This is a genomic window from Chryseobacterium cheonjiense (genome assembly GCF_012927265.1).
GTDB classification, from domain to species: Bacteria; Bacteroidota; Bacteroidia; order Flavobacteriales; family Weeksellaceae; genus Chryseobacterium; species Chryseobacterium cheonjiense.
Genome location: NZ_JABBGF010000002.1, coordinates 792,286 through 817,969, shown reverse-complemented (window position 1 = coordinate 817,969; position 25,684 = coordinate 792,286). Strand labels below are relative to the sequence as shown.

At 37.6% G+C, this 25,684-nt stretch carries 23 protein-coding genes; 11 read left to right on the top strand and 12 right to left on the bottom strand.

Translation table 11 applies throughout. From position 1 onward, the window contains the following. Window positions 1-7: 7 nt before the first annotated feature. From HHL20_RS14375 to HHL20_RS14340, 8 genes are all read left to right on the top strand, one after another. Window positions 8-2,386, top strand: coding sequence for a heavy metal translocating P-type ATPase (locus HHL20_RS14375; RefSeq protein ID WP_185194822.1), 2,379 nt, complete (start codon window positions 8-10; stop codon window positions 2,384-2,386). Between the two features lie 109 nt (window positions 2,387-2,495). Continuing rightward, window positions 2,496-2,720: a cbb3-type cytochrome oxidase assembly protein CcoS gene (gene ccoS, locus HHL20_RS14370; protein ID WP_169231860.1), complete on the top strand. Its 225-nt coding sequence runs from the start codon at window positions 2,496-2,498 to the stop codon at window positions 2,718-2,720. Window positions 2,721-2,725: 5 nt separating this feature from the next. Then, entirely contained in the window at window positions 2,726-4,984 is a 2,259-nt protein-coding gene (gene ccoN, locus HHL20_RS14365) for a cytochrome-c oxidase, cbb3-type subunit I (RefSeq protein ID WP_169231859.1), read from the top strand. An 18-nt stretch (window positions 4,985-5,002) separates the two neighbouring features. Continuing rightward, window positions 5,003-5,206: a cbb3-type cytochrome oxidase subunit 3 gene (locus HHL20_RS14360; protein ID WP_169231858.1), complete on the top strand. Its 204-nt coding sequence runs from the start codon at window positions 5,003-5,005 to the stop codon at window positions 5,204-5,206. 10 nt (window positions 5,207-5,216) lie between these two features. Then, window positions 5,217-6,098, top strand: coding sequence for a cbb3-type cytochrome c oxidase N-terminal domain-containing protein (locus tag HHL20_RS14355; RefSeq protein ID WP_169231857.1), 882 nt, complete (start codon window positions 5,217-5,219; stop codon window positions 6,096-6,098). A gap of 98 nt (window positions 6,099-6,196) precedes the next feature. Further along, entirely contained in the window at window positions 6,197-7,651 is a 1,455-nt protein-coding gene (gene ccoG / locus HHL20_RS14350; protein ID WP_169231856.1) for a cytochrome c oxidase accessory protein CcoG, read from the top strand. A 62-nt stretch (window positions 7,652-7,713) separates the two neighbouring features. Beyond that, window positions 7,714-8,166, top strand: coding sequence for a FixH family protein (locus HHL20_RS14345; RefSeq protein WP_169231855.1), 453 nt, complete (start codon window positions 7,714-7,716; stop codon window positions 8,164-8,166). Beyond that, window positions 8,157-8,924, top strand: a complete 768-nt coding sequence (locus HHL20_RS14340; protein ID WP_169231854.1) for a sulfite exporter TauE/SafE family protein — start codon at window positions 8,157-8,159, stop codon at window positions 8,922-8,924. The genes HHL20_RS14345 and HHL20_RS14340 overlap by 10 nt, the downstream gene beginning before the upstream one ends. A 67-nt stretch (window positions 8,925-8,991) precedes the next feature. Here HHL20_RS14340 and serS read toward each other — a convergent pair whose 3' ends face one another. The 11 genes from serS to HHL20_RS14285 form a co-directional block, all read right to left on the bottom strand. Further along, on the bottom strand, window positions 8,992-10,260 hold the full coding sequence (gene serS / locus HHL20_RS14335; RefSeq protein WP_169231853.1) for a serine--tRNA ligase: 1,269 nt from the start codon (window positions 10,258-10,260) through the stop codon (window positions 8,992-8,994). A 66-nt stretch (window positions 10,261-10,326) separates the two neighbouring features. Beyond that, a complete protein-coding gene (locus HHL20_RS14330) occupies window positions 10,327-10,830 on the bottom strand; it encodes a hypothetical protein (RefSeq protein WP_169231852.1) in 504 nt (167 codons plus the stop codon). A 94-nt stretch (window positions 10,831-10,924) separates the two neighbouring features. Further along, the gene (locus HHL20_RS14325; RefSeq protein WP_169231851.1) at window positions 10,925-12,178 is read right to left on the bottom strand and encodes a lipopolysaccharide biosynthesis protein; all 1,254 of its coding nucleotides are present in this window, start codon (window positions 12,176-12,178) and stop codon (window positions 10,925-10,927) included. Window position 12,179: 1 nt separating this feature from the next. After that, window positions 12,180-13,316, bottom strand: a complete 1,137-nt coding sequence (locus HHL20_RS14320; protein ID WP_194306251.1) for a glycosyltransferase — start codon at window positions 13,314-13,316, stop codon at window positions 12,180-12,182. Between the two features lie 105 nt (window positions 13,317-13,421). Further along, window positions 13,422-13,910, bottom strand: a complete 489-nt coding sequence (locus tag HHL20_RS14315; protein WP_169231850.1) for a hypothetical protein — start codon at window positions 13,908-13,910, stop codon at window positions 13,422-13,424. Window positions 13,911-13,936: 26 nt separating this feature from the next. Then, window positions 13,937-15,076, bottom strand: a complete 1,140-nt coding sequence (locus HHL20_RS14310; protein ID WP_169231849.1) for a hypothetical protein — start codon at window positions 15,074-15,076, stop codon at window positions 13,937-13,939. 35 nt (window positions 15,077-15,111) lie between these two features. Continuing rightward, window positions 15,112-15,897 carry a (Fe-S)-binding protein gene (locus HHL20_RS14305; protein WP_169231848.1) on the bottom strand — a complete coding sequence of 262 codons (786 nt, stop codon included), beginning with the start codon at window positions 15,895-15,897 and terminating at the stop codon, window positions 15,112-15,114. Between the two features lie 18 nt (window positions 15,898-15,915). After that, window positions 15,916-16,374, bottom strand: coding sequence for a GNAT family N-acetyltransferase (locus tag HHL20_RS14300; RefSeq protein WP_169231847.1), 459 nt, complete (start codon window positions 16,372-16,374; stop codon window positions 15,916-15,918). Between the two features lie 12 nt (window positions 16,375-16,386). Then, on the bottom strand, window positions 16,387-17,724 hold the full coding sequence (locus tag HHL20_RS14295; protein WP_169231846.1) for a (Fe-S)-binding protein: 1,338 nt from the start codon (window positions 17,722-17,724) through the stop codon (window positions 16,387-16,389). 10 nt (window positions 17,725-17,734) lie between these two features. Further along, window positions 17,735-18,685: an MlaD family protein gene (locus HHL20_RS14290; RefSeq protein ID WP_169231845.1), complete on the bottom strand. Its 951-nt coding sequence runs from the start codon at window positions 18,683-18,685 to the stop codon at window positions 17,735-17,737. A gap of 124 nt (window positions 18,686-18,809) precedes the next feature. Further along, a complete protein-coding gene (locus HHL20_RS14285) occupies window positions 18,810-20,957 on the bottom strand; it encodes a peptidylprolyl isomerase (RefSeq protein ID WP_169231844.1) in 2,148 nt (715 codons plus the stop codon). A gap of 259 nt (window positions 20,958-21,216) precedes the next feature. Here HHL20_RS14285 and lon point away from each other — a divergent pair, with 259 nt between their 5' ends. Together lon and HHL20_RS14275 are read left to right on the top strand one after the other, a co-directional pair. Beyond that, entirely contained in the window at window positions 21,217-23,622 is a 2,406-nt protein-coding gene (lon, locus tag HHL20_RS14280) for an endopeptidase La (RefSeq protein ID WP_169231843.1), read from the top strand. A 169-nt stretch (window positions 23,623-23,791) separates the two neighbouring features. Further along, window positions 23,792-24,904, top strand: a complete 1,113-nt coding sequence (locus tag HHL20_RS14275) for an AI-2E family transporter (RefSeq protein ID WP_169231842.1) — start codon at window positions 23,792-23,794, stop codon at window positions 24,902-24,904. 64 nt (window positions 24,905-24,968) lie between these two features. Here the strand turns inward: HHL20_RS14275 and HHL20_RS14270 are convergent, their stop codons facing one another. Then, window positions 24,969-25,124, bottom strand: a complete 156-nt coding sequence (locus HHL20_RS14270; protein ID WP_169231841.1) for a bacteriocin-like protein — start codon at window positions 25,122-25,124, stop codon at window positions 24,969-24,971. Window positions 25,125-25,271: 147 nt separating this feature from the next. Between HHL20_RS14270 and HHL20_RS14265 the strand changes: the two genes are divergently transcribed. After that, window positions 25,272-25,649: a DoxX family protein gene (locus HHL20_RS14265; protein WP_169231840.1), complete on the top strand. Its 378-nt coding sequence runs from the start codon at window positions 25,272-25,274 to the stop codon at window positions 25,647-25,649. Window positions 25,650-25,684 lie beyond the last annotated feature (35 nt).

Genomic DNA, 25,684 nt, shown 5'->3' with positions numbered 1-25,684 from the left:
TATGAAGGTGAGCGAGAACTGTTTTCATTGTGGCCAAGGCATCGAAAAAGAGAGAATTTTATTTGACGAAAAGACTTTCTGCTGTAACGGTTGTAAATCGGTTTATGAAATTCTTAATGCTAATAATTTAAATAATTTCTACGAGCTTAATAAGAGAGCAGGAATTCGTCCGGGTGATGAAAATTCCGGGCAGTTCGATTATCTTGACACCCCGGAAATATTTGAAAAAGTAACTGATTTTTCCGAAGGAAGCACCAGTCTCGTTACATTTAAAATTCCTGTAATCCATTGTTCCTCCTGCATCTGGTTGCTGGAAAGCCTTCATACATTAAATTCAAATATAAAATATTCCCAGGTTAATTTTACCAGAAAGACGCTGCAGATCTCATTCAATCATAATGAATTAAAATTGAGCGAATTAGCCAATTTTCTTACTAATCTGGGCTACAAGCCGGTAATCAGTCTAGAAACAGCCGATAAAAACGTTGAACATCTCGATAAATCACTTCTGGTAAAATTTGCTATTGCTGCTTTTGCTTTCGGAAACGGAATGTTTCTCGCATTTCCCGAATATATCGGCGGTGAAGATTACTGGATGGAACATTATAAAGGACTCTTTAGGGCTTTGATGTGTCTGCTGGCAATTCCGGTAGTGGTATATTCTGCCTCAGATTACTACAAATCTGCATGGTACGGGCTAAAAAATAAAATTGTAAATATTGATGTTCCTATAGTCCTGGGAATTATCGTTCTTTTCGGGCGAAGTCTTTATGAAGTGGCAACCAACTATGGTCCCGGATATTTTGACACCCTGTGCGGACTTTTATTCTTCATGCTTTTGGGTAAAATTTTCCAGAAGAGAACCTACAATGCACTTTCATATGACCGCGATTACAAATCATTCTACCCTATTGCTGTTACTAAAGTGGATTTTGAAGGCAAACAGGATAATATTCTACTTTCAGAAATTAAAATAGGAGACCGTATTTTAGTAAGAAATCAGGAAATCATTCCTGTTGATGCCATCCTCATTAACGGTGAAGGAAATATAGACAACAGTTTTATTACAGGTGAAAGCGCCACCATTAGTAAACAGCCGGGAGATAAAATTTTTGCAGGCGGAAAACAAATCGGTTCTTCACTGGAACTGGAAGTGATTAAAAATGTTGACCAAAGTTACCTTACCCAACTTTGGAACAAAGAAGCTTTTAAAAAGCACGAAACCGGACTAGACACCTTAACCAATAATGTAAGCAAGTATTTCACTTTCATCATTTTAGGCATCGCTTTAATCTCAGGTATTTACTGGTATTTTATTGATCTTGACAAGATGTTTCAGGTAATTTCTGCCATTTTGATTATTGCCTGCCCTTGTGCGCTTGCCCTGTCCGCTCCTTTTACTTTTGGACACATTATGAGGATTTTAGGTCGAAATAAGTTTTATGTAAAAGATACGATCACGATTGAGAAAATTTCCAAACTTGATACGATTGTTTTTGATAAGACAGGAACCATCACCCACAGAAAAAAATCCAATATCACCTATGAAGGATTAGAGATTAAAGACTTTGACCTGCTGAATATCAAAACACTTTTAAAGAACTCCAATCACCCGCTTTCAAAATCGCTGTATGATTTTATTGAAATCAATGATGACTACTATCAGGTAGAACATTTTAAAGAAATTTCAGGGAAAGGTTATGAAGCGATGGTAAGAGGCAATCTTTATAAAATCGGTTCGGCAAGATATAATAATCAGGAGTCAAAGAACCTGGAAACGGCAGTTTACATCAGCAAAAATAATGAGTTTATCGGGAAATTTATTTTTAAAAATGAATATCGCGAAAATCTGAAAAACCTCTTTAAAAAACTTACAGGCTACCATGTTTTCATTCTTAGCGGTGATAATTCTTCGGAAGAAAACCAGCTTAAAGAACTGATTCCTTCATACAAAGGAATGGCGTTTAACCAAAGCCCAGAAGACAAGCTGAATTACATCAAAAACCTTCAGGATCAAAACTTTAGAGTAGCCATGCTTGGAGACGGACTTAACGATGCCGGAGCGTTAAAGCAAAGTAATGTAGGTATAGCGATTGCTGACGACACTAATAGTTTTACCCCTTCTTCCGATGTCATTATGGACGGTGAAAAAGTGGTACTTCTCGATAAATACCTGAATGTCTGCAAAGGCTCGATGACGATTGTGAAGATGACATTCATAATCAGTTTTCTTTACAATGTTGTAGGCTTAAGTTACGCAGTTACAGGACATATGCATCCTCTCTTCGCCGCTCTGATTATGCCGGCAAGTTCCATCACAGTTGTTTCTTTCACTACTCTTTCAACTTGGATATTGGGCAGGAAATATTTCAAAAAACACGCTTAAACGCCCTTATTTAGACTGGTTTTAAATTAGACAAAAGCCGTATTTCGTGACGAATATCATTATTTTTCACTAAATTTGAACCCCGAAAATAGGTTAATTTTGTTGTCTAATGGATATTCTATATTTAATGATCTTATGCAGTGTTTCTTTGGCTGCAGTTTTCCTGGTCGTGTTTATAGTGTACGCCAGAAAAGGGCAGTTTGAGGACGATGAGTCCCCTGCCGTAAGAATTCTTTTCGACTCTGATGAAATCAAGGAAAAGAATGAACCTGGCAACAAAGAAAACGATGATGAAAAAGGAGAAAGTAAAAAAATTGAAGAAAAAAGTGAATAGTTGATATGGAAACACAAAAGTTTAGTTATGACAACAGTATTGTCCGGGCATTTCTTTATGCGACCGTAGTTTTCGGGATCATAGGGTTTTTGTTTGGGCTTACAGCTGCATTAATGCTTTTCTACCCTGAGCTTCCGGAATTTTTATTCGGAACTGACGATACAACCATCAAGAGTGTCGGTGGCGGTATAGAAGGGCTGATAAATACGCATGGTGCGTTTGGATTTGGAAGAATCAGAATGCTGCATACATCTACCGTTATTTTCGCATTCGTAATGAATGTTGTTTATGTAGGGGTATATTATTCTTTGCAGCGATTACTGAAAACAAGAATGTACAGTGATACCCTGTCTTGGATCCATTTCTGGACATGGCAGATCATGATCATTGTAACGTATATTACGTTCTTTATGGGGATTAACACTTCTAAAGAATATGCAGAGCATGAATGGCCAATCGATATTTTAATTACCATTTCATGGGTGATTTTCGGGGCGAATATGTTCTTAACGATAGCTAAAAGAAGAGTTAGGCATTTATATGTTGCCATCTGGTTTTATATCGGAACCTGGATTGCCGTAGCAATGCTTCACATCTTTAATAACCTGGAGGTTCCTTTATCTTTCACAGGCTGGAAATCTTATTCGGCATATGCGGGGGTAAAAGATGCTATCGTACAATGGTGGTACGGTCATAATGCGGTTGCATTCGTACTGACTACTCCGGTTTTAGGTTTGATGTATTACTTCCTACCTAAAGCTGCAGACAGACCGGTATTCTCTTATAAACTATCGATTATTCACTTCTGGTCATTAATCTTCGTTTATATCTGGGCTGGTCCTCACCACCTTCAGTATACCGCTTTACCGGCTTGGGCTCAGGCAGTGGGAACAGGTTTCTCGATTATGCTTATTGCACCATCTTGGGGAGGTATGCTAAACGGGCTTTTAACATTAAGAGGAGCATGGGATAAAGTAAGAGAAAATCCTATTCTTAAATTCTTCGTTGTTGCGGTAACCTGTTATGGTATGGCAACGTTTGAAGGGCCGTTATTGGCAACTAAAAATATTAATAAAATCGGTCACTTTACAGACTGGGTAATCGGTCACGTACATTTAGGTGCACTTGGATGGAATGGTTTCATGGCATTTGGTGTAATCTATTACCTGATCCCAATCTTATGGAGAACGAAATTATATTCTACAAGACTTGCTAACTGGCATTTCTGGTTAGGAACACTGGGAATCATTTTCTATGCGGTACCAATGTATATCTCAGGTTTCACACAAGGATTAATGTGGAAGCAGTTCAACCCGGACGGAACATTGGTTTGGAAAAACTGGCTTGATACCGTAACGGCAATTATTCCTTACTTTAAAATGAGATTCTTCGGTGGATTCTTATATCTTTCAGGGGCAATCTTAATGGTGATTAACCTTATTGCTACCGTAAGAAAAGGATCTTTCCAGAAAGATGTACCTGCAGAAGCTCCGGCTTTAGCCAACATCACCGGAAAACGTAAGGAGGGAGAAGGCACTCACCTTTGGTTGGAAAGAACTCCTGCATTAATGGGTATTTTGTCTTTACTGGCTATCTCAATAGGTAGTATGGTGGAGATCATCCCTACGCTATCTCTTAAGAAAAGTGTACCTACGATTTCAGCAGTGAAGCCATATTCTCCACTTGAATTAGAAGGTAGAGATATCTATATCAGAGAAGGATGTAACGCATGTCACTCCCAGATGGTAAGACCATTCAGAGATGAGATCGTAAGATTCAACGGTAAAAACGGACAGTACTCCAAGGCAGGTGAATTCGTATATGACAGACCATTCCTTTGGGGATCTAAGAGAACCGGGCCGGATTTACATAGAGAAGGTGGTAAAAACCCAAGTTCATGGCATTACAAGCACATGTACAACCCAAGATCTACGTCAGCAGGTTCTATCATGCCACGTTATCCTTGGTTAATTGCTACGGATCTTGACAGATCTAAAATGGTTGATAAAATGAAGCTGATGAAGAGTGCATTTGAGGTGCCTTACACCAAAGCTGAAATTGATTCTGCAAACTCTTGGGCAGATAACCAGGCTACTAAAATTGTAAGGGATATATTCTCTGAAGCTACCGACTTGAAAGATGCGTATGCAAAGAGACCTAAAGGTGAACTGGAGAAAAAAGAAATCGTAGCTCTGATCTCTTATCTTCAGAGATTAGGAACGGATATCAAAACGACTGAAATCAAAACAGCAAGTAATAACTAACATTAAAAAGTTCCCATCATGATACCTCAGAACTTTAAAGACATATTATCCAATACGGACAATGCTGGCTTTTACCAGACCTTGGCTCTGATTTTCTTTATGCTGTTCTTCGTAGCACTTGTAATATATGTTTTTAGCAGACCTAAAAAGTTTTACAAGGAAGAAGAAGAAGCTCCTCTGAGTGACGATCAGGATGATGATAATTTTAATTTAAAAAATTAACCTACTTATTATGAAACAAAGAACACCGGTTTTTGTAAACATCCTAATAATAATCGGACTTTTAATAGTTTTTTATTATCTGTTTGTACAGAGTTATGAGTTCCTGGGCTCACCTTACTTCTGGGGAACTGTAGTGATTGGCGGTATTTTGGCATACATTCACAGTGCTATCGGAGATCTTATTGAGAATAACAAATTCAAAAAACTATCTCCTGAAGAGAAGGCTGCTTATCTGGCAGAGAAGAAAGTTCCTTATTTAACAAGGTTATATCAGGCTGCATTTAAAAAACAGTCTGCTGCTGAAGAGAAGGACATCCTTATTGACCATGGTTTCGACGGGATTATGGAATTGGACAACCAATTGCCGAAATGGTGGGTAGGTTTGTTCTATTTTGGGACCGCTTTTTGTATTGTGTATGTTGCAGCATATTCTTTCACCGATTTTGCTCATCCATTAACAGAATATGAAAAAGAATATAAAGAGCAGTTGGCCAGCATTGAAGAATATCAGAAGACACAGCCTCCTGTAACTATTGAAACAGCTAAGTATTCAGCTGATAATATTGCAGAAGGTAAAGAACTCTTTAAAACGAACTGTGCATCTTGTCACAAGGAAGACGGTGGTGGTGGTATCGGTCCGAACCTTACGGATAATTACTGGATCAACCAGCCGGAAAAAACATTATTTAAAAATGTATTCCACATGGACTGGAACGGATCTCCTACCAATCCTGCGATGAGAGCGTTCGGTAAGAACGGAGAGGTTTCCGGTGCTGAAATTGAAAAGATTGCAGCGTATGTATATCACATCAACCAGGAATTACCTCCGGTAACACCGGCTCAGGGTGGCGCAGCTCCTCAGGGAACTGAAGCGCATTGGGAGAAAGAATAATTTTAACAAAAAAATTAGAAACATATGAAAAACATAATTTGTTATTACCTTAAAAATAGTAACGAATTATGTTTTTTCTTTTTTAAATACTAGTACATATGTCAGACATAGAAGAAATAGAAGCACGGGGCGGACAGGGCCAGGTTCTGGACCCTGAAACTTACAGAGATTCTATAGGCACGATGGATCAGTCCGGAAAAAGAAAATGGGTATATCCCAGAAAGCCTAGAGGAAAGTATACCAACTACAGGTATCTTGTAAGCTGTATTTTATTATTAATTTATTTCTCGGTACCATTTATCAAAATCAATGGCAATCCGCTTATCTTATTTAATGTAATTGATAGAGAGTTTTTCATTTTCGGACAGCCTTTCTATCCTCAGGATTTTTTCATCCTTACATTGGGAGCCATTGCTTCTCTTATTTTTATTATTGTATTTACGATTGCTTTCGGTAGAATTTTCTGCGGGTGGATATGCCCTCAGACAATTTTCCTTGAAATGATTTTCCGTAAAATAGAATATGCAATTGAGGGAGACAGAAACAAGCAGATGAAGCTGGACAGACAGGAATGGAATACTGAGAAAATCTGGAAAAGGGGTTTGAAATGGACCGTTTATATTATCATTTCCTTAATCATTACCCATTTCATGTTTATGTATATCGTAGGATATGAGGAGGTTTTCAGAATCGTTTCGGAAGGACCATTTGCTCATCCTACCAATTTCATTGTCATGATTTTGCTTACAGCAGCATTTTATTTTGTATTTGCATGGTTTAGAGAACAGGTTTGTACTTTGGTTTGTCCTTACGGAAGACTACAAGGTGTTCTTATTGATAAAGATACCGTTAACGTTTTTTACGATTTTAAAAGAGGAGAAAACAGAGCAAAATGGAGAAAAGGAGAAGATCGTAAAGCAGCCGGAAAAGGCGATTGTATCGACTGTCATCAGTGCGTGGTGGTTTGCCCTACCGGAATTGATATCAGAGATGGACAGCAGCTGGAATGTGTAAACTGTACAGCCTGTATTGATGCCTGTGACGAGGTAATGGAAAAAGTTGGGCTTCCAAAAGGGCTAATTCGATATGCTACAGAAAACGAGATAGAAAAAGAAACCAAGTTTAAATTTACAGGAAGAATGAAAGGATTTGCCTTGATTCTTGTATTGCTAACCGGTTTTCTGGGATATCTTCTGTATAACCGTGGCGAGATGGAAGCTAAATTCATTAAGCCTGCCGGAAGTACATTCTTTGTAAGAGACGGCAAAATTACCAATACCTACAATTATACTTTCCTTAATAAGACTAATGAGAAGAAGGTTGTAACCATTAAAGTAATTGAGCCAAAACATGGAGAAGTTATCTACAGCGCGTCAAGCAAAATTACGGTTGACCGAGATAAGATTACTAAAGGAACCGTTAATATCAGCTTCCCGGAAAGTGAAATGAATCTTTCTAAACAGAACATCATGATCGGTGTGTATGATATGAGCGGAAAACTGGTAGATTCTTACCAGACTTATTTTGAAGGACCTTTTAAACTACAATTCTAATATCAGAGCCTCAATATCTGTATTGAGCAGAATTGAGGCTTTTAAAATATATAAATTTCGAAATGAAAAAATTCACTTGGGGACACGGTGTTGTAATAGCATTAGCCGCTTTCATGATCTTTATACTTTCCATGTTATTCCTTTTTCCGAACGGACAGAAAAACTCCGAAATGGTAACGGATAATTATTATGAAGAAGAATTAAAATATCAGGATGTTATCGATGCCAAAAAAAGAGCCGATACTTTACAGGAAAAGCCTGTCTACAGCCAAGACAAAAACGGGATCAAAATTACATTCCCGAAAGATTATGATAACTCCAATACAACGGTAAAATTTGTTTTAAACAGAACCGACGATCAGAATTTAGATATACACAAATCTGTGCAGATGGACGCCAACAAATCATTTATTATCCCGGCTCAGGTACTGAAAATGGGAAATTACACCTTACGATTGAATTGGACCAAAGACAAAACAGATTACAGAATGGATTATGATGTGATATGGAAATAGCACTTATTGTATCGGCTATAGGATTGGGATTTGCTTCCGGTTTTCATTGTATCGGCATGTGCGGCCCTATTGCTCTTTCAATGGGATTAACAAAACAGCAGGCTACCAATTATTATCTCCAGAATCTCACCTATCAGTTTGGGAGAATTTTTACCTACTCTCTTTTGGGAGCAATTCTGGGAATTATCGGGGAGGGCTTTGAGATGGCGGGTATCCAAAAATACCTTACCATTGCTGTAGGTATACTGTTGATTATAATGGCTGTATTTTCATTCGGAGGAAAAGACTTTGCTTCAAAAGTTCCTTTCTTTTCTAAATTTTTATTCAAAGTAAAATCAAATTTGGGCAAACTGTTGCAGAAAGCTGATTACCGCTCAAGATTTACAACCGGAATACTAAATGGCTTTCTACCATGCGGAATGGTTTACATGGCTTTGACAGCAAGCCTTGCGAGCGGCGGAATATGGCAGGGAGCTTCATATATGGCCTTATTTGGTTTGGGAACACTTCCATTCATGTTTGCGGTAGTTTTGGTCGGAAATCTCATGAATCAGGCTTTTCGGATAAAAATACTGAAGGTAATCCCGTTGGTAATGATTATCCTGGGAGGATTATTTATTGTAAGAGGCCTTGAGTTGGGTATTCCTTATCTCTCTCCAAGAGCAGAAGCGATGACGATCTCTAAGGAAAATCAGGGTGACTGTCATTTACCCGGAGATCATAGTACGCACAATCATTCTAATACAAATTGCCATTAATTAATTTAATTAAATAATAAGAGAGGCCGCCCCATTAGGAACAGCCTCTTTTTTGTATAATATAATTTTAATTAATCATATCAAATCTTGCATACTCTGCAATTTTCTTCGGAAGCTTAATTCCATCCTCGGTCTGATTATTCTCCAGCAAAGCTGCCATAATTCTCGGCAGTGCCATTGCAGAACCGTTTAAGGTGTGTACAAGCCGAGATTTTCCGTCTGTTTTGTAACGGCATTTTAATCTGTTAGCCTGGAATGTTTCAAAATTAGAGACAGAACTTACCTCCAGCCATTTCTCCTGGGCTGCGCTCCATACCTCGAAATCGTAGGTCATGGCAGAAGCAAACCCTGTATCTCCGCCGCAAAGTCTTAATACGCGGTACGGAAGTTCAAGATCACTCAGAATTTCTTTGATATGCTCTACCATTTCTTCCAGAACAGCATAAGAATTCTCAGGTTTTTCAATTCTTACAATTTCTACTTTTTCGAACTGATGAAGGCGGTTCAGCCCTCTTACGTGAGCACCGTAACTTCCCGCTTCCCTTCTATAGCACTGAGAGAACGCCGTATTCATAATCGGAAGATCTTTTTCCTCAAGTAAAACATCACGGTAAAGATTGGTAACCGGCACTTCTGCTGTAGGAATTAGGTAAAGATTATCTTCGTTAATATAATACATCTGTCCTTCTTTATCCGGCAGCTGCCCGGTTCCGTATCCTGAAGCTTCGTTCACAACATGTGGCGGGTTAACTTCCATATATCCTTTTTCAACATTTTTATCAAGGAAATACTGAACCAAAGCTCTCTGAAGTCTTGCCCCTTTTCCTAAATATACAGGAAATCCAGCACCGGCAATTTTTACGCCCAGCTCAAAGTCGATAAGGTTGTATTTTTTCGCCAGCTCCCAGTGAGGAATAGCTCCTTCTCCAAGACCTTCCACATCGTGAGATTGATAAATGATTTCATTATCATCTGCTGAAGCTCCGCTTTTTACCTTTTCATGAGGAATGTTCGGAAGCTGATATAAAATATTGATGAGTTCCTTTTCTTTAACATCTAACTGGGATTTCAATTCCGAAGTCGATTCTTTAAGCTGTGCTGTTTTAGATTTTGCAGATTCGGCTTCTTCTTTTTTTCCTTCTTTCATCAAAAGCCCTATTTCCTTGGAAATTTTGTTGCTCTCGGCAAGCTGTGAATCCAATTCAAACTGAATTTTCCTTCTTTCATCGTCGGTAGCAATAGCTTCGTCTACCAACTCAGGATTCCTGAATTGTCTTTTTTTAAGACCCTCTAAAACGCGCTCTTTATTATCGCGCAAAAAATTGACTTGTAACATTTTATTTAGATGTTAGTTATTAGAATGTTGAACATCAGAATGTCAACAGTTTTGCAAATGTATAAATTATTTTACGATTGTAACGACATTGGGCGAACCTGCCTGTTTTGTGAATCTTAAGGTATCGTTATAATATACTTTCGAGACTTCGAACAGGGACGGCGTCATCCTGTACTCGATTTTAAGATTTTCTTGAATCGTATCTAAAATCGTATTGTTAAGTCTCTTGATGAGCGTCACCTTAATGTCAGAACGGTAAATTTTATTATCGGGATTTAATGAGTCAACCCCTACTCTTTTAGCTCCTGCGATATATTCTATAAAAAGTGTAGAATCAGCTGTTGCCCGCAGGCTGCTGTTTACCGGTGAAACATCCTTATCTCCATTAGTGTCATTAAAGGAATAGGTGAAGTAGGTAAAATCTTTCTTCTGATGAAAAAGATCTCTCCCGGCTTTGTTTTTCATATAAATATTCAGGATCTGATCTATATTCTGCACATCATCGTCACCTGTCCTGCAACTGAGGAAGGCACAAAAAATAATCAGAATTCCGAAAAAAATATTCTTCATGTACCGCAAAGATAAAAACTTATTTTTAATATTTCTCCTGATTTATTGACGTTCAGGATTATTTAACAGCATTGTAAAAGGCGGCATTTTAACTTTACTTTTTCACAAGCTTCCTCATCAATACGTTGATTTCGGCTTTGGAAAGAATAAAATCACGAATGCGAAACTCAGTTATCCGGTAAAACCTCCAGAATAATACGCCTGAAGAAAGGCAGTATGAAGCGGAATTTATGATACAGGCTCCCCTGATTCCCCATCTCGGAATAATATAAAACGATGAAATAATGGTAAGTAGGAGTCCGACCAAAGATTTAATATTTAAAATTCTTAATTTATTGATGCCTGCAAAATAATATCCGATAATATTGCTTACGGCAATGGCCAGAATTCCGGGTGAAAGCAACAGAACAATTTCTTTTGTCTGGCTAAAATCCTTACCAAAAATCATGGCATACCAGTTCGCAGGAATTATCAGCATCATACCAATAAAAAGCAGGGTAATGAGAAAGCTGATTCGTAATGATATTTTTGTTTTCTCCAGGGCATCATTAGAATTGGTATTATTGATGACATCGGCGTAAAGAACGACCGACAGACTCCGGCTTACCGTCCAGACAGCTTCAGAAAAGGCAATTCCTACAGAAAAAATCCCCACGCTTACAATTCCCTTAAAATATTCAAGGAAATAAAATGAAAGTCTGTTATTCAGGAACTGCAGAAATGTGCTTAGCTGTATTTTCCATCCATAACTGAACATTTGAAACGCTATTTTTTTTGAAAGCAAAATCCCTTTAAAATGAGCTTTTCTTGTTAATTGAACGGCACTGGTTATAAACAAAAGTGTAAAGCAGCTTATCTGAGCAATAAAATAAGCATTTACGGAAGTAATTTTAACAAAATAAACAATGATTATGATGAATATAATATGTACAACCTGTTGTAAAACCGTATACACATTAAACATTTTGATATTCTGCTGCCCTACAAACAAATTAATATTAGCCGTAAGTAGTGAAGACATTACAGAGAGCGCAATAAGATAGCCGGAATATTCAGAAGCGTGGCTAAAACTGAACAGAACAGGAATCATAATACCTGTAATAACTGCCCAAAGATAGGCGAAAAGCAGCATTTCTTCCGTCCTGATCTTTTTTGCAAAATAGCTCATACTGCTTCCTACAAAAACGTTGGCAAAAAAGCTGATGATGGTGAGATCAGCAATAATAATTGATATCAATCCCTTTCCGCTGCTTCCCCACATATTGGTGGAATAAATGACCAATCCAAAATTAAGGATGAGAATTAAAAACCGGGAAACAAAAGTTTTAAAAATGGTATTCTGCTTCATCTTATGGAATTGATTTTTTGATGAAGTTGAGAAAAGTATCTCTAATCATGTTCCAGTTATATTTCGTTTCATATTCCTTTCTTGCGTTCCGGGCATGTTCCGAGTATAGTTCCGGATTATTAATATAATTCAATATAAGTTCCGAAATTCTTTCTGAGTTTTCAGGGTCGACCAGAAATCCGAACTTCGAAACATCCACATGCTGCCGGGTTGCTTTTAAATCAGTATAGATTACAGTTTTTCCCGAAGCTGCGTAATAGAAAATCTTAATCGGCAGACAGTGATGGTTTTCATAATTGAGTGTTCTCAAATCGAAGCAGATATCGGCATCAGCATAAGCTTCCGTAAAGGTCTCGAAGGAAGCAGGTTTTTCTATCCTGATATTTTCGAAACGATATTTTTTAATCAGTTCAGAAAAATATTTCTCATCCTTTTCTTTTCTGGAACTTCCTATTAAAAGAATTGAGATGGTAAGACCAGGCACCTTTTTCCTCAGGCTGTCAGCAGCTGCAAAAAAATTACCGATTCCTTTCTCTTCAGAAAACTGTCCGGTATAGCAGAGGGTTATTTTTCCAGATTCAAGAGATTTGATATTTTTATGAATATAAACATGATCAGGATAATAAGGAATTATAACACTCTTTTTAAAAGGAAAAAAATAGGCTAACGGGAATTTTTTAGTTTCTTCTCCAAAAATATAATGCGTACTGATAAACCCGGCGTACAATTGTATAAGAAAAAACTTCACAGCATGAATGATATTGAACGGAAAGGAAAACCTTTCTACCATCCGCATAGATGGGTACCATTCGGTAATATCATAAATAATGCTTGCCTTTTTCTTTTTTCTGATATTTTTTGCGGCAATTACAGCCAAAGGTTCTGAACAGATAATGACGTCAGGCTGATAATCATTACAGACTTTTTCTAAAATCCGCTTTTTGTCCTGTATGCTTTTTTCCAGAACATTATAAGATTCTATCTCAATCCCATTTATCGTTCCCTGAAACTCCGATGAAAGACTGCTTATTTTAACCTCGTATCCCTGCTCTTTCAAAGCTTTCGCCTGATGATAGAATATTCTGTCATCATCATATCGGTGAGCGGTTGTTAAAAAAAGGAGTTTAGATATTTTCATCCAATAATCATTAATCTGAATATATTTCCAGAATTTTTCACAAATATAACTAAAGCAAAAAAAGTGGAAGAGTTCCACTTTTTATTTATTTAATTGATAGGACTATTATTTAATAGAGGCTGCCCAGCTTCTTTCAAAAGGCAGAAGGAAGTTTCCTAAAAATTCCAGATATGTATTTTTTGAAAAGTCAAAAACCTGGATATCTTTAGAAAGTTCACCGTTTCTTACTTTAGATTTGAAATCGATAAGCTTCAGGGTTTTTACCTCTCCGTTTTCGATAAAGCTCGCTTTCATTCTGTCAAAAAGACCAAGCTGATATTCTTCATCAATCTCTCTCATTACTTTGCCTAATGCATCAATGCTGCATCCGGAAGCCATTTCTTTTTCTTCATCAACACAAATAATGATAAACTGATTTTTTTCAATCTTAAAAGAAGATGAAAGCGGTTTACCATGTGCGGCCCAGGTTGCCAGAAAATCAAAAAGTTTCTCTGTGATGGCCTTCGCTTCTTTTGTTTCAAAAGGTCTTGATGCAGGATATATGATTACTCTGTAGTCGCTGGTTTCTACTATATTTGATTCTTCGATCTTCATGTCTGATACATTTTTAAAGTTCAAAATTACGCAATTTTCCTGAGTTTGAAACCATTGTATTTTTTGCTTAATACAGATAAAAATACAAGAAGCAGCAGTAGTATATACCCAAAGAAAAACCTGAGTCCCGATGCATGCGGGAAAAATAAAAACTTAATGTAAATGTTCAGCAATATAAATACGGAAAAAATCCGGACCCATAAATCTTTCGAAAAATAAAATATAAGCGCTAAAAGCCCAAGAGCTGTTACCGTAACCCTTTTAAAATATATGCCTTTTGAATATAAAATTCCCAAATAGTCTCGAACGCTGAAATCTGGCGGTGCTTCCGAGATAATGGGACGCCGGTAAATAAAAGTATCATAAAAAAGATGTTTCCATCCCGGATAATGATAAAATTTAACAATGAGAAAATATAAAACAAAAAGAATGAGTCCCTGAAATATAAGACTGTAATCTATCTGTCTGTTTTTAAAATAATGAAATAATCCTAAGGCTGCAAGATAGCTTAGAGTAAAAGGGATGTAATCCGGTCTGATGAATATAATGGTAAAAAGCACGACAAACATTATCCATTTACTCCAATTTTTCAAAAATCCTATGATAAAGACTAAAAGAAACTGCAAAATGAATATATCCGGTGTAGATACTCGAGACATATACGTCATCGGCGGCAGAACCATAATTCCGGCAGTTAAAAGAATACTAATGATATAGTTATCCGGAAAAATAATTTTTAAAATAAAAAAAATAAGAATTCCTGAAATAAAGTATGCAATAATACTTAAGAAAGTTACCGCATCTGCTGAAGAAAATCCCAGTTCATATAAAATTAAAATGGCCATATTATAGCCAACTTTTATTCTATAATACGGCAGCTGTTCACTGAAAGATTTTGTATTATTGGCAAAGGATTGACGGGCTTTGTCACCCGACTTGTATATTCCCAGTATATCACGATACTCATGATCGGGAGCTTTCTTCTTGATTTCCTGGTAGGTAAGTTTACGGACCTTATCAGGAGAATCAGGATATTTCAAGCTATACAGGCAACCAATGTAACCTGGCATATCCCAATCATAAACCCGGTTTTTATAATTCCAGAAGCTCAGTGCAGTAATAAGGATGACAATGAGAAAAAAGGAAATTCTCCATTTTAATTTCATGGAATACAATTCGTTTTAACTTTTGCTAAATATTTTTATAAATCTTCCGCTTCAGCTAAAAGTTCCACAATATCTTTTACAGCGACTTCGTGATTTTTATTAAAATGCTTTACCCCATCCGTCATCATGGTATTGCAGAACGGGCATCCCGTTGCAATTACTTTAGGTTCAAAAGACAATGCTTCTTCAGTACGCTCAATATTGATGTCTTTATTACCTTTTTCCGGCTCTTTAAACATTTGGGCACCTCCTGCACCGCAGCACAATCCGTTTGTTTTGCAGCGTTTCATTTCTACAAGCTCGGCATCCAGCTTTTCCAGCAAAGCTCTTGGCGCTTCATATTCATTATTGGCTCTTCCCAGGTAACACGGATCATGGAAAGTAATCTTTTTACCTCTGAAAGCTCCTCCTTCAATTTTCAGTCTTCCTTCTTCCATCAGGTTTCTTAGGAATTGGGTATGGTGAATAACTTCATACTTTCCTCCTAAGCTCGGATACTCGTTTTTAAGAGTATTGAAGCAGTGCGGACAAGCCGTCACAATTTTCTTTACTTCATAAGCATTCAGCACCTCAATATTTGTTAACGCCATCATCTGGAACACGAATTCATTTCCTGCACGTTTTGCGGGATCTCCGGTGCAGCTTTCTTCCTGTCCTAAAACAGCGAATTCTACACCGATTTTATTTAATATTTTGCAAAATGCTTTCGTAATCTTTTTGGCACGGTCGTCGAAACTTCCGGCGCAGCCCACCCAGAAAAGAACTTCCGGTGATTTTCCTTCGGCAGCATATTCTGCCATTGTTTTTATATTGAAATCCATTCTATTACGTTATTTGGATTATAAAAGAGACTTTATCATTTTAATATCACATCGGGCATATTCCGATTTTTCAACGGGAATCTCCACAAAACCGAATTTTTTATAGAGGTGAATGGCTGGAGATAATTTGGTATTGGAATACAAAATAAGATCTTTTACTCCCATTTCCTTTGCTTTGTGTATACAATGCTGAATCAGCAGATTGCCATATCCTTTTCCCTGTGCAGATTCATCGACTCCCATTTTGGTAAGTTCAAGCTCACCATATTCATTATTCATTAAAGCTACTGCTCCTTTCGGAATACCCTCTTCGGCTACAAAATAAATATTTCCGCCTTTATCCAGAATATATTTTTCGGGATTGGAAAGCACTTCTACATCATAGGGTTCAGCAATAAAATATTTTTCGAGCCAGTTGATATTGATTTGCTTAAAATACGGAGCTAAATCTTTTCGGTATTCAATTATTTCAGCCATGTTTTAATTTCATCAGTCATTAGCCCAATTCAGACGGTCAGCCTGGTTATACTGCCAAGGAGCGGCGTTATTTTCTACGTTGGCCATCATCAGATTCAGTTCCTGAGGTGCTGCAGACTGCTCCATCACAAGGAATCTTCTCATATCAAAGATAATGGAAAGCGGGTCAAGCAGTACCGGACACGCTTCTGTACATGCATTACAGGTTGTACATGCCCAAAGTTCTTCCTTGGTAATATAGTCGTTTAACAGCTTTTTACCGTCATCTTCAAACTTCCCGTTTTTATCAATGTTTCTTCCTACTTCTTCAAGACGGTCCCGTGTTTTCATCAGAATTAATCTCGGAGAGAGTTTTTTACCGGTAATATTTGCGGGACAAACAGCAGTACAACGGCCGCATTCTGTGCAGGAATAGGCATTTAGAAGCTGTACCTGATTCAGATCAAAAATATCTTCAGCCCCGAATTTTGAAGGAGCTTCTGCATCACCTGCAGCCGGAGCGGCATACGGGTCTGCATTAGGATCCATCATCAGCTTAATTTCTTTAGTAACGGAATCAAGATTGTTGAATTTTCCTTTCTTTTCCAGATTGGCGTACCATGTACTCGGAAAAGCTAAGATGATATGTAAATGCTTTGAATAATAAAGGTAATTCATAAAGAACAGGATTCCTGCGAAGTGAAACCACCATGCCGCTCTTTCTATCCCGAATAAAAATCCGTTATCAAAACTGAAAACTTCCAGAAAAGGTACAAATGTGAGATCACTGATCGGGAAAGATCCCAGGCGTGCAAAATGGTCATAGCCTCTTGTCTGAAGAATAGAGTCTGAGGCATTCATGGTAAAGAAGGCCACCATAAGGGCAAACTCAATAATAAGAATCCAGTTGGCATCTTCTTTAGGCCATCCGAAAAGTTCTTTCATCGTAAGCCTTTTTACCCCGTAGAAATTTCTTCTGATAAAGAACGTTACTACTCCTATCACAACCAAGAGTGCCAACACTTCAAGGGTAGCTGTAAAATAGCTGTAGAAAGTATTTCCAAGTATAGTAGCCAGGAATCTATGAGTTCCAAAAATTCCGTCTACAACGATTTCTAAAAGTTCGATGTTGATGATAATAAAACCGACATATACGAAAAGGTGTAAAATTCCGGCTACCGGACGTTTTACCATTTTGCTTTGTCCCATGGCTACTCGCGCCATAGTTTCCCAGCGCTCTCCTTTTCTGTCGCTTCGGTTTATTTCACGTCCCAATCTGATATTTCTATATATCTTTTGCAGGCTTTTTGCAAACAGTCCGAAGCCTACAACCAATAAGATTAGAAAAATAATATTATCGATATATTGCATGGATTATTTATTAGTCTTTACTATTCTTTCCAAATACTGAGAAATTGACGTATCTCTTAGGATTGGCCTTAACGTCTTCAATTAAAGAGTTCAGATTTGTGGATGCAGAGTTCAGGTTGTTATATAATTCTTCATCTTTCATAAGCTTCCCTAAACTTCCCTGCCCGTTATTAACTCCGGCTACCACCTCATTAAGTTTACCAACGGTAGCATCAAGATTGGCAATGGTCGCATTCAGTCTTTTGGTATCGATGCTTTCTGCCAAATTCCCGTATTTGTCTAAAGTCACTTTACCGCTTTGCATCGTAAGACTGGCATCGTCCAAAACTTTTTGAAGCTTAGGATCGTTATGTCCTACCAGGCTGTTTACACTTCCGGCAGTAGTCTGTAAGGCCGCCACTGTTTTATTCAGATTAGCCAAAAGCAATCTTATTTCTTCTCTGTTCTGTGCATTGACCACCTGGTTAGCATTAGACATCAAAGAATCTACTCTGTATAAAACGGTCTGTAGCTGATCTTTTACAGGACCTACCTGAGAAGAAAGGCTTCCTAAAGTACCCAGTTTAAAGGCTCCTTTCAGGGTGTCTCCGTCTTTAGCAGTGGGACCTCCATACATCAGGTTGATTCTCATTTCCTTTCCGGACATTAATCCAGGTTCAAAAATTTCCAGCGTTGAGTTTTTTGAAAACTCAAAATTATCGTCAACTGTTATTTTTACAAGGAAATCAATTTTTCCGTCTTTGGAGGTGTGCGGAATAATCTTATCCACCTGGCCTACTTTTAATCCGTTAATGGAAACGGGAGCAGACTGAGCCAATCCTTCCACATTATTATATTTTGCGTAAAATATATTATCGGTAGTAAAAAGGCTCCTGCCTTTCATAAATTGGAAGAGTATCACAAAGCCTACAATGGCTATCAATGCGATCAATCCCGCTTTTAATTCTTTACTGAACTTCACTTGCTAAATTTTTTCTAATGAGCAAATATAATACATTTAAATGAATGTTTTTCTCTATTGCTCTGCGTTAAACACAAAAGAAGCGGCAAAAACTTTGCCGCTTTTTATCTTTATGAAAATAATTCTATTGTTGCTGAGAACCTAATTTATTCCAGATCTCAATTCTGTAGTCATCGATATCAGCATTGTCCTGTAAGCTTTTCAGCCAAGCCTGTCCGAACATTCCTGAATTTCTCTGCGAAATAGATTCTGTGAACTGCTTAAGGTCTCCAGGCTGTTTGTTTACGGTTTCATTCTTTTTCACTAAAACATAAACTCCTGTTCCGCCTTCAACCGGATTAGAAAGTTTGCCTTTCGCTACTCCAAATGCCGCTCCTGCAACTTTCGGTTCCATAGAACCGGCCACTGAAGGATTTAATAAGTTAACCTGTGCAGACTGTTTTGTTGTTCCGAACTGTTTTGCAATCTGATCTAAGCTTCCGGCTTTTCCGATTTTCTCAGAAATCTGTTTTGCAGCAAGCTTATTTTTTACCACTACTTCAATCTGATCTCTTACTGATTCAGGATCTGCAGAACCTTTTGCCTGCTTGCCATTCAGATACACTACAATTTTATCTCCTGTTCCGTCTACTGTAAATAGTTCAGTATCTCCTTTTTCTCTCTTTTTATCGAATGCCCAAGCAAGAATTTCAGGATCTTTTTCTGTTCCTAGACCTTGTAGCTGACCGTCAAATCTTTTAGCCTGCTTAGGATTTGAGAACTGATAGTTTGCTTTTTTAGCAATGTTTACAAAGTCGTTGAATGATTTACCCTGAACCTGCTGAACGAATCTGCTGGCTTTTTTGTTCACCTCTGCTTCCGTAGCATCAGAAGGTTTTACTGCTTTTACAAGATTGGCAACTTTGTAGCTCATTGCACCCGGTTTTTTATCTTCAATATTGATGATGTGATACCCGAACTGAGTTTCTACAACACCTGTTGCACCTTTAGGATTATTTGCCAGGTAAGTTAAGAACTCAGGCACGAAAGGAGTTTCCGGAGTTGTCCATCCAAGGCTTCCACCCTGAGCTGCAGAATTCGGATCGTTTGATAATTTCAGGAATTCTGTAAATTTCCCGGGATTGGCTTTTACGATAGCTCCGATAGAATCTGCTAGTTTTTTAGCCTGCTCTTTGGATCTTGTAACACCTTCTCCTGCCGGGCTTCCTTTGAAAGCAATAAGAATATGTCTTGATAATGTAGAGTCTGAGGTCTTTTTATCTAAAAGTTTAGATACTACATAGAAGTTCTGTTCTTTATAAGGACCGAAAGTCTGCCCAACGGCAGCAGATGGAATCTGAGCCTGAATGGTCTGTGGCAACTGATTCGGCTTCACATACTGAGGATTGAAAGGCATATCAGAATTAGCCATCAAAAACATGGAGTCGTTTTTGGTATTCTGGAAATTTTCTGTTCCGCCGCTTGCATCAGTTCCTGCAGAGAATAATTTATTGATTTCTTTCAGCGTGGCAGCATCATCCGCGGCACTTGGCTGAGAAGGGAAATAAACGATTCCGATATTTCTGCTTTCTTCAGCTTTGAACATTACAGGATGTTGCTTGATGTAGTTAGCAAGATCTTCAGTAGTAACTTTAATATTGTTTTTCTGAAGATAGGTTGCATAGTCAATTTTTACGAAGTCGATATCAGCCAGCTGATCTCTTTGCTTCATTAATTCTTCAGCTTCTTTTTTACCGGTTGTGATACCTTGGGAAATATTTGCAAAAACCTGTCTCGCCATCAATCGGTATTCAATTGATTTTCTGGTTTTCAACCACTGGTTGTACCCCTCCGGCGAACCTGCCTTCATATCTTCGATCTGTTTCTTAAGCTCCTGGGTTTTGAAGTTACCTTTCTCATCGAAAAACTGCTTCTGCTGAGCAAACATCTGATCATACTGAAGCTGATTCCAGAAATAATCATCCGTCATTTCGAAGCCCATTTTTTCGAATTGTTGCTTGATCAGTTTAGACTGTACGAGCAACTGCCAAGCTTGTTCCTCAAGACCAGCCTTCGGCTGACCCTGCTGCTCTGCCTGCTGCTGCAGTACGAAAAGCTGATCATTAAATTCTTCACGGGTAATTTTCTCACCATTTACTTTTCCTAAAACATCAGGATTTTTACCGAAAACCTTATCGATACTATCGGGGTTTACAAGGAACGCCAAAAGCGCCAGTGCAATTACTCCCATCAAAAGCCAAGGCCTACTCCTAATTTGTCCTAAAATTGCCATTATATAAATTATAGTTTTTTATCAGGTTGCGAAAATACACATTTTTAAGAAATTACGGAAATACAAGTCCTTTATTTTAATTTTTAAAATTTAATTTTTCTGAAAAAGGAAATTTTGACCGTATTTTTTAGCAAAAAACAAATGGCATAGGTCTTGTGTCATTAAAGCACAATATATATGCAATACGATTTTTGATACATATTGTATAGTTTATGCTAACGAATTAAAACGGCAATGACAATTTGTCATTCGATATACTATGACAGAGTTTGAAGATATAAGTTTAGAAGAAATGATAAGTGATGGATTTGATATTGTAGCTGAAGAGATCAATCTTTCCGATCTTTCTGAAACAGAGAAAAATTCCGAACAGAAGATATTCCCCATTCTTCCGGTAAGAAATATGGTGATGTTCCCCAACGTGGTCATCCCTATTACTGCAGGAAGAAAGACTTCCATCCAGCTTCTTGAGGAAGCACAGAAAAACGGTGATTTTATAGGAATTGTGAGCCAGAAAAATTCTGACCTGGAACAACCGTCCGAAAAAGATATTTTCCAGGTAGGTACCTTGGCCAAAATTATTAAAATCATAAAGCTCCCAGAAGGAAATATTACGGCTATTACGAAAGGATTTCACCGCTTTAAGGTTAAAAAAATCGTCGAAAAACAGCCTTATTTTAAAGCTGAGATTTCAAAACTGAAAGAATCTAAGCCTAAGAATAAAGAAGAATACGAAGCGTTGCTGGAAAATGTGAAAGATCTTGCCTTGAAAATCATCGAGCTCGACCCGAATATTCCGAACGCTGCTAATTTTGCTATTAAAAACATCAACAATAATGATGATCTGCTGAACTTCATCTGCACCAACGCCAACTTTCCTTCTTCTGAAAAGCAAAAACTTCTCGAAGAAAAAAACCTGATGGAAAGAGCAAATAAATGCTATGAAATGATGCATGAAGATTTCAGGAAACTGGAACTGAGAAATCAGATTCACCAGAAAACTTCGAAAGATCTGGATAAACAACAGAGAGAATATTTTCTTAACCAGCAGATAAGGACCATCCAGGAAGAACTGGGAGGCGGTCCTGAAAGTGACGTGGAAGAGCTCATTGTGAAGGCAAAAAATAAAAAATGGAGCCAGGAGGTTGAAGAGCATTTCCAAAAAGAAATCAACCGTCTACAGAGACAAAACCCTAATTCTCCGGATTATAATGTACAGAGAAATTATCTTGATTTCTTCACTGATCTTCCCTGGGACACGTTCACTAAAGATACCTTTGATATTGAAAGAGCCCAGAAGATTTTGGATAAGGCACACTTCGGACTGGAAGATATTAAGAAAAGAATTTTGGAGCACATGGCTGTTTTAAAGCTTAAAAACAACATGAAATCTCCTATTCTTCTTTTGGTAGGACCTCCGGGAGTTGGAAAAACATCGCTTGGCAAATCCGTTGCCGATGCACTGGGAAGAAAATATGTAAGAGTCTCTTTGGGAGGATTGCATGATGAAAGCGAAATCCGCGGTCACAGGAAAACCTATATCGGAGCGATGGCCGGGAGAATTCTTCAGTCCATCAAAAAATCAGGCACATCCAATCCGGTAATTGTTTTAGATGAGATTGACAAAGTAGGAAAAGGCATGCATGGCGATCCAAGTTCTGCACTGTTAGAGGTTCTTGATCCTGAACAGAACAAATCTTTCTATGACAATTTCCTTGAAATGGGCTATGATTTGTCCAAAGTAATGTTTATCGCAACAGCAAATTCCTTGTCTACCATTCAGACACCTTTGCTTGACAGGATGGAAATTATCCAAATTGCAGGGTATACTCTGGAAGAAAAAATTGAAATTGCCAAAAGACATTTAATCAAAAAACAACAGGAAGAGAACGGTCTGGATTCAAAATCGTTCAAGCTGGGAAATAATGAACTGAAACACATCATTGAAGCCCACACTTCTGAAAGCGGTGTAAGAACTCTTGAAAAAAGGCTTGCTGCAATAGCTCGTTGGGCAGCATTACAAACGGCTTTGGTAAAAGAATACGATCCGAAAATTTCCATTGAAAAAATTGATGAGATTTTAGGTGTTCCAAGACCCAAAAGCCTCTCCGAGCTTACCGATGTTCCGGGAGTAGTTACAGGACTTGCCTGGACAAGTGTTGGAGGCGATATTCTTTTCATTGAAAGTATCATCAGCAACGGAAAAGGAATGTTGACCATGACGGGTAACCTGGGAACGGTTATGAAGGAATCTGCAACTATTGCGCTGGAATATATTAAGGCTAAACACGATGATCTGGGAATCTCGCAAGATGATATCGAAAAGAAAAACATCCACGTTCACGTTCCTGAAGGAGCAACTCCTAAGGATGGTCCTTCCGCAGGTATTGCGATGCTTACTTCCATGGTTTCTTCGTTTAAGAATAAAAAAGTGAAACCTCATCTTGCCATGACCGGTGAGATCACACTGAGAGGAAAAGTACTTCCTGTAGGCGGAATTAAGGAAAAGCTTCTGGCTGCAACCAGAGCAGGAATTAAAGAAGTAATTCTTTGTGAAGCCAACAGAAAAGACGTTGAAGAGATCAAAAAAGATTACCTGAAAAACCTTAAGGTTCATTATGTAAACTGGATGAACGAGGTACTGGAACTGGCTTTGGAAAAATAGGTACTCAATACATCCTAAATATATCAACACATCTTACGGGATGTGTTTTTTTATTAATATCAGGATTAAATTGGGCATGGAATTTTCTTATCCTAATCATCAAATAATTACTTGTTAAAAAAACTTCAATTCGGAGTGTTTTTATTAATTTTATGCAACAGAAAGAATTATGAATTTACTTCGCCTCCCTTTTCTTGTAAAGCTCACGCTTGTTGTCGTCTCCATTATTGGTCTCGGCTATCTTCTGGCTTTAGGACAGAGCATTCTGGCTCCTTTTTTTCTGGCTTTTTTAATGGCGATGCTGTTTCTGCCATTTGCCAACTTTATGGAAAGAAAACTAAAATTTCCAAGATCTTTTTCCACTATTTTTTCGGTAATGATTTTAATGATCGTTATTACGGGACTTATCTTTTTCTTCGGGTCTCAGATTTCCAGCTTTAGCCGGGATATTCCCCAGCTTACCAGCCAGGCAACTCATGTTTTTCATGATCTTCAGAAGTGGGTATCTAAGACATTTAATGTGAAAATTGATGAGCAGTTTACGTATTTAGATGAAGGCTTAAAAAAACTTCTTTCTTCGACGGGAATTATTTTAGGCTTTACTCTCGGGATTTTCTCTACCAGCCTTGGCTTTTTGGCATTCTTCATTCTGTTTTTTATCTTCATTTTAAATTACAGAAGAATTTTAAACAACTTTATCGTCAATGTTTTTACCGAAAAGCATAAGGCTAGTGTGCAGGAAGTGGTTTCTGAAGTGAGGATCATGACCAAAAGATATATTACGGGACTTTGTCTTCAGATTATTATTGTCTCTATTCTTACTTCAACTGTTTTGACTATTTTGGGAGTAAAATATGCCATTCTTCTAGGAGTTCTTACCGGTTTGCTGAACGTAATCCCCTATATCGGCATTTTTATTTCACTTCTTATTTCCTGTTTTATTGCATTTGCAACGACTACCCCAATCACTTGTGTGTACGTAGCAATAGGCTATGTGATTGTACATGCTATTGATGGAAATATTATACTTCCTTTTGTGGTTGGATCTAAGGTAAAAATCAACGCTTTGTTTTCTTTTATCGGAATTCTTGTTGGAGAACATCTTTGGGGAATTGCAGGAATGTTTCTCTGCATTCCGGCTATTGCCATTATTAAAATTATTTTTGAACGGGTTGAAGGGCTTCAGCCTTGGGGGAAATTACTTGGTGAAGAAGAAAAGCCTGATAAGAAAAAGAAAAGATATAAAATCTCTAAAAATATTACTTTAAAGGAGATGGATTAAATTTATAGTTCTGATTACAAGTAATGATAAAAACAAAGCCTTCATATTCTGAAGGCTTTCTTTATTAGGCCTGAATGGCACAAAGAGGGTTTCTTCTGTTCGGACAAAGCTCATCACAAGGAATGTACGTCTGGCTGTCCGGACAGTATCCGATATCCGTAGTATTTCCTCCTTTGATCCCTTTCAATTTGTTCCGGTTTAATTTCTGAAGATTTTTCATAATATGATTTAGTTTGGTTGACAAACAAATATATAAAATCGCGCAATACGAACCTAAAATATTTCCCAATAAAGAGATTTTTAAAATTCAATACCTTTTTAATCAACAGATTATAATTTTATTTACCTTTAATAAAAAATAATATTTATGAAAACTGTAAAATTTATTCTGTCTCTTCTTTTCGGATTAATGTTTATTAATGCCGGATTAAACAAATTCTTCAATTACATGCCCATGGAAAAACCTACTCCAGAACAAATGAAAGTATTCACTGCTTTTGGTGAGATCGCATGGCTTATGCCTCTTGTAGGTGCTGTTGAAATTATTGGCGGATTGCTTTTCATTTTTCCGAAAACGAGAGCATTGGGAGCCATTGTCGTTCTGCCGGTCATGGTAGGAATTGTAGCTCATGTATTTACCTTAGACAAATCAGAAATGGGAATGGCAATTGCCGGAGTAATGTTTCTTATCAACCTCTGGATGATTATAGACAATAAAGAAAAATACAAGCATCTGATAAGCTAAAAAAAATGGTGAATGGTCAATCGTGAAATTTGTTA

What these genes read in the sequence shown, in the direction of transcription:
- ccoG (WP_169231856.1), top strand. Translation starts at nt 6,197, where the DNA reads ATGTCAGACATAGAAGAAATAGAAGCACGGGGCGGACAGGGCCAGGTT.
- HHL20_RS14285 (WP_169231844.1), bottom strand. Translation starts at nt 20,957, where the DNA reads ATGGCAATTTTAGGACAAATTAGGAGTAGGCCTTGGCTTTTGATGGGA.
- serS (WP_169231853.1), bottom strand. Translation starts at nt 10,260, where the DNA reads ATGTTACAAGTCAATTTTTTGCGCGATAATAAAGAGCGCGTTTTAGAG.
- HHL20_RS14320 (WP_194306251.1), bottom strand. Translation starts at nt 13,316, where the DNA reads ATGAAAATATCTAAACTCCTTTTTTTAACAACCGCTCACCGATATGAT.
- HHL20_RS14315 (WP_169231850.1), bottom strand. Translation starts at nt 13,910, where the DNA reads ATGAAGATCGAAGAATCAAATATAGTAGAAACCAGCGACTACAGAGTA.
- HHL20_RS14360 (WP_169231858.1), top strand. Translation starts at nt 5,003, where the DNA reads ATGATACCTCAGAACTTTAAAGACATATTATCCAATACGGACAATGCT.
- ccoN (WP_169231859.1), top strand. Translation starts at nt 2,726, where the DNA reads ATGGAAACACAAAAGTTTAGTTATGACAACAGTATTGTCCGGGCATTT.
- HHL20_RS14270 (WP_169231841.1), bottom strand. Translation starts at nt 25,124, where the DNA reads ATGAAAAATCTTCAGAAATTAAACCGGAACAAATTGAAAGGGATCAAA.
- HHL20_RS14345 (WP_169231855.1), top strand. Translation starts at nt 7,714, where the DNA reads ATGAAAAAATTCACTTGGGGACACGGTGTTGTAATAGCATTAGCCGCT.
- HHL20_RS14265 (WP_169231840.1), top strand. Translation starts at nt 25,272, where the DNA reads ATGAAAACTGTAAAATTTATTCTGTCTCTTCTTTTCGGATTAATGTTT.
- HHL20_RS14275 (WP_169231842.1), top strand. Translation starts at nt 23,792, where the DNA reads ATGAATTTACTTCGCCTCCCTTTTCTTGTAAAGCTCACGCTTGTTGTC.
- HHL20_RS14325 (WP_169231851.1), bottom strand. Translation starts at nt 12,178, where the DNA reads ATGAAGCAGAATACCATTTTTAAAACTTTTGTTTCCCGGTTTTTAATT.
- HHL20_RS14295 (WP_169231846.1), bottom strand. Translation starts at nt 17,724, where the DNA reads ATGCAATATATCGATAATATTATTTTTCTAATCTTATTGGTTGTAGGC.
- HHL20_RS14330 (WP_169231852.1), bottom strand. Translation starts at nt 10,830, where the DNA reads ATGAAGAATATTTTTTTCGGAATTCTGATTATTTTTTGTGCCTTCCTC.
- HHL20_RS14300 (WP_169231847.1), bottom strand. Translation starts at nt 16,374, where the DNA reads ATGGCTGAAATAATTGAATACCGAAAAGATTTAGCTCCGTATTTTAAG.
- ccoS (WP_169231860.1), top strand. Translation starts at nt 2,496, where the DNA reads ATGGATATTCTATATTTAATGATCTTATGCAGTGTTTCTTTGGCTGCA.
- HHL20_RS14355 (WP_169231857.1), top strand. Translation starts at nt 5,217, where the DNA reads ATGAAACAAAGAACACCGGTTTTTGTAAACATCCTAATAATAATCGGA.
- lon (WP_169231843.1), top strand. Translation starts at nt 21,217, where the DNA reads ATGACAGAGTTTGAAGATATAAGTTTAGAAGAAATGATAAGTGATGGA.
- HHL20_RS14310 (WP_169231849.1), bottom strand. Translation starts at nt 15,076, where the DNA reads ATGAAATTAAAATGGAGAATTTCCTTTTTTCTCATTGTCATCCTTATT.
- HHL20_RS14340 (WP_169231854.1), top strand. Translation starts at nt 8,157, where the DNA reads ATGGAAATAGCACTTATTGTATCGGCTATAGGATTGGGATTTGCTTCC.
- HHL20_RS14305 (WP_169231848.1), bottom strand. Translation starts at nt 15,897, where the DNA reads ATGGATTTCAATATAAAAACAATGGCAGAATATGCTGCCGAAGGAAAA.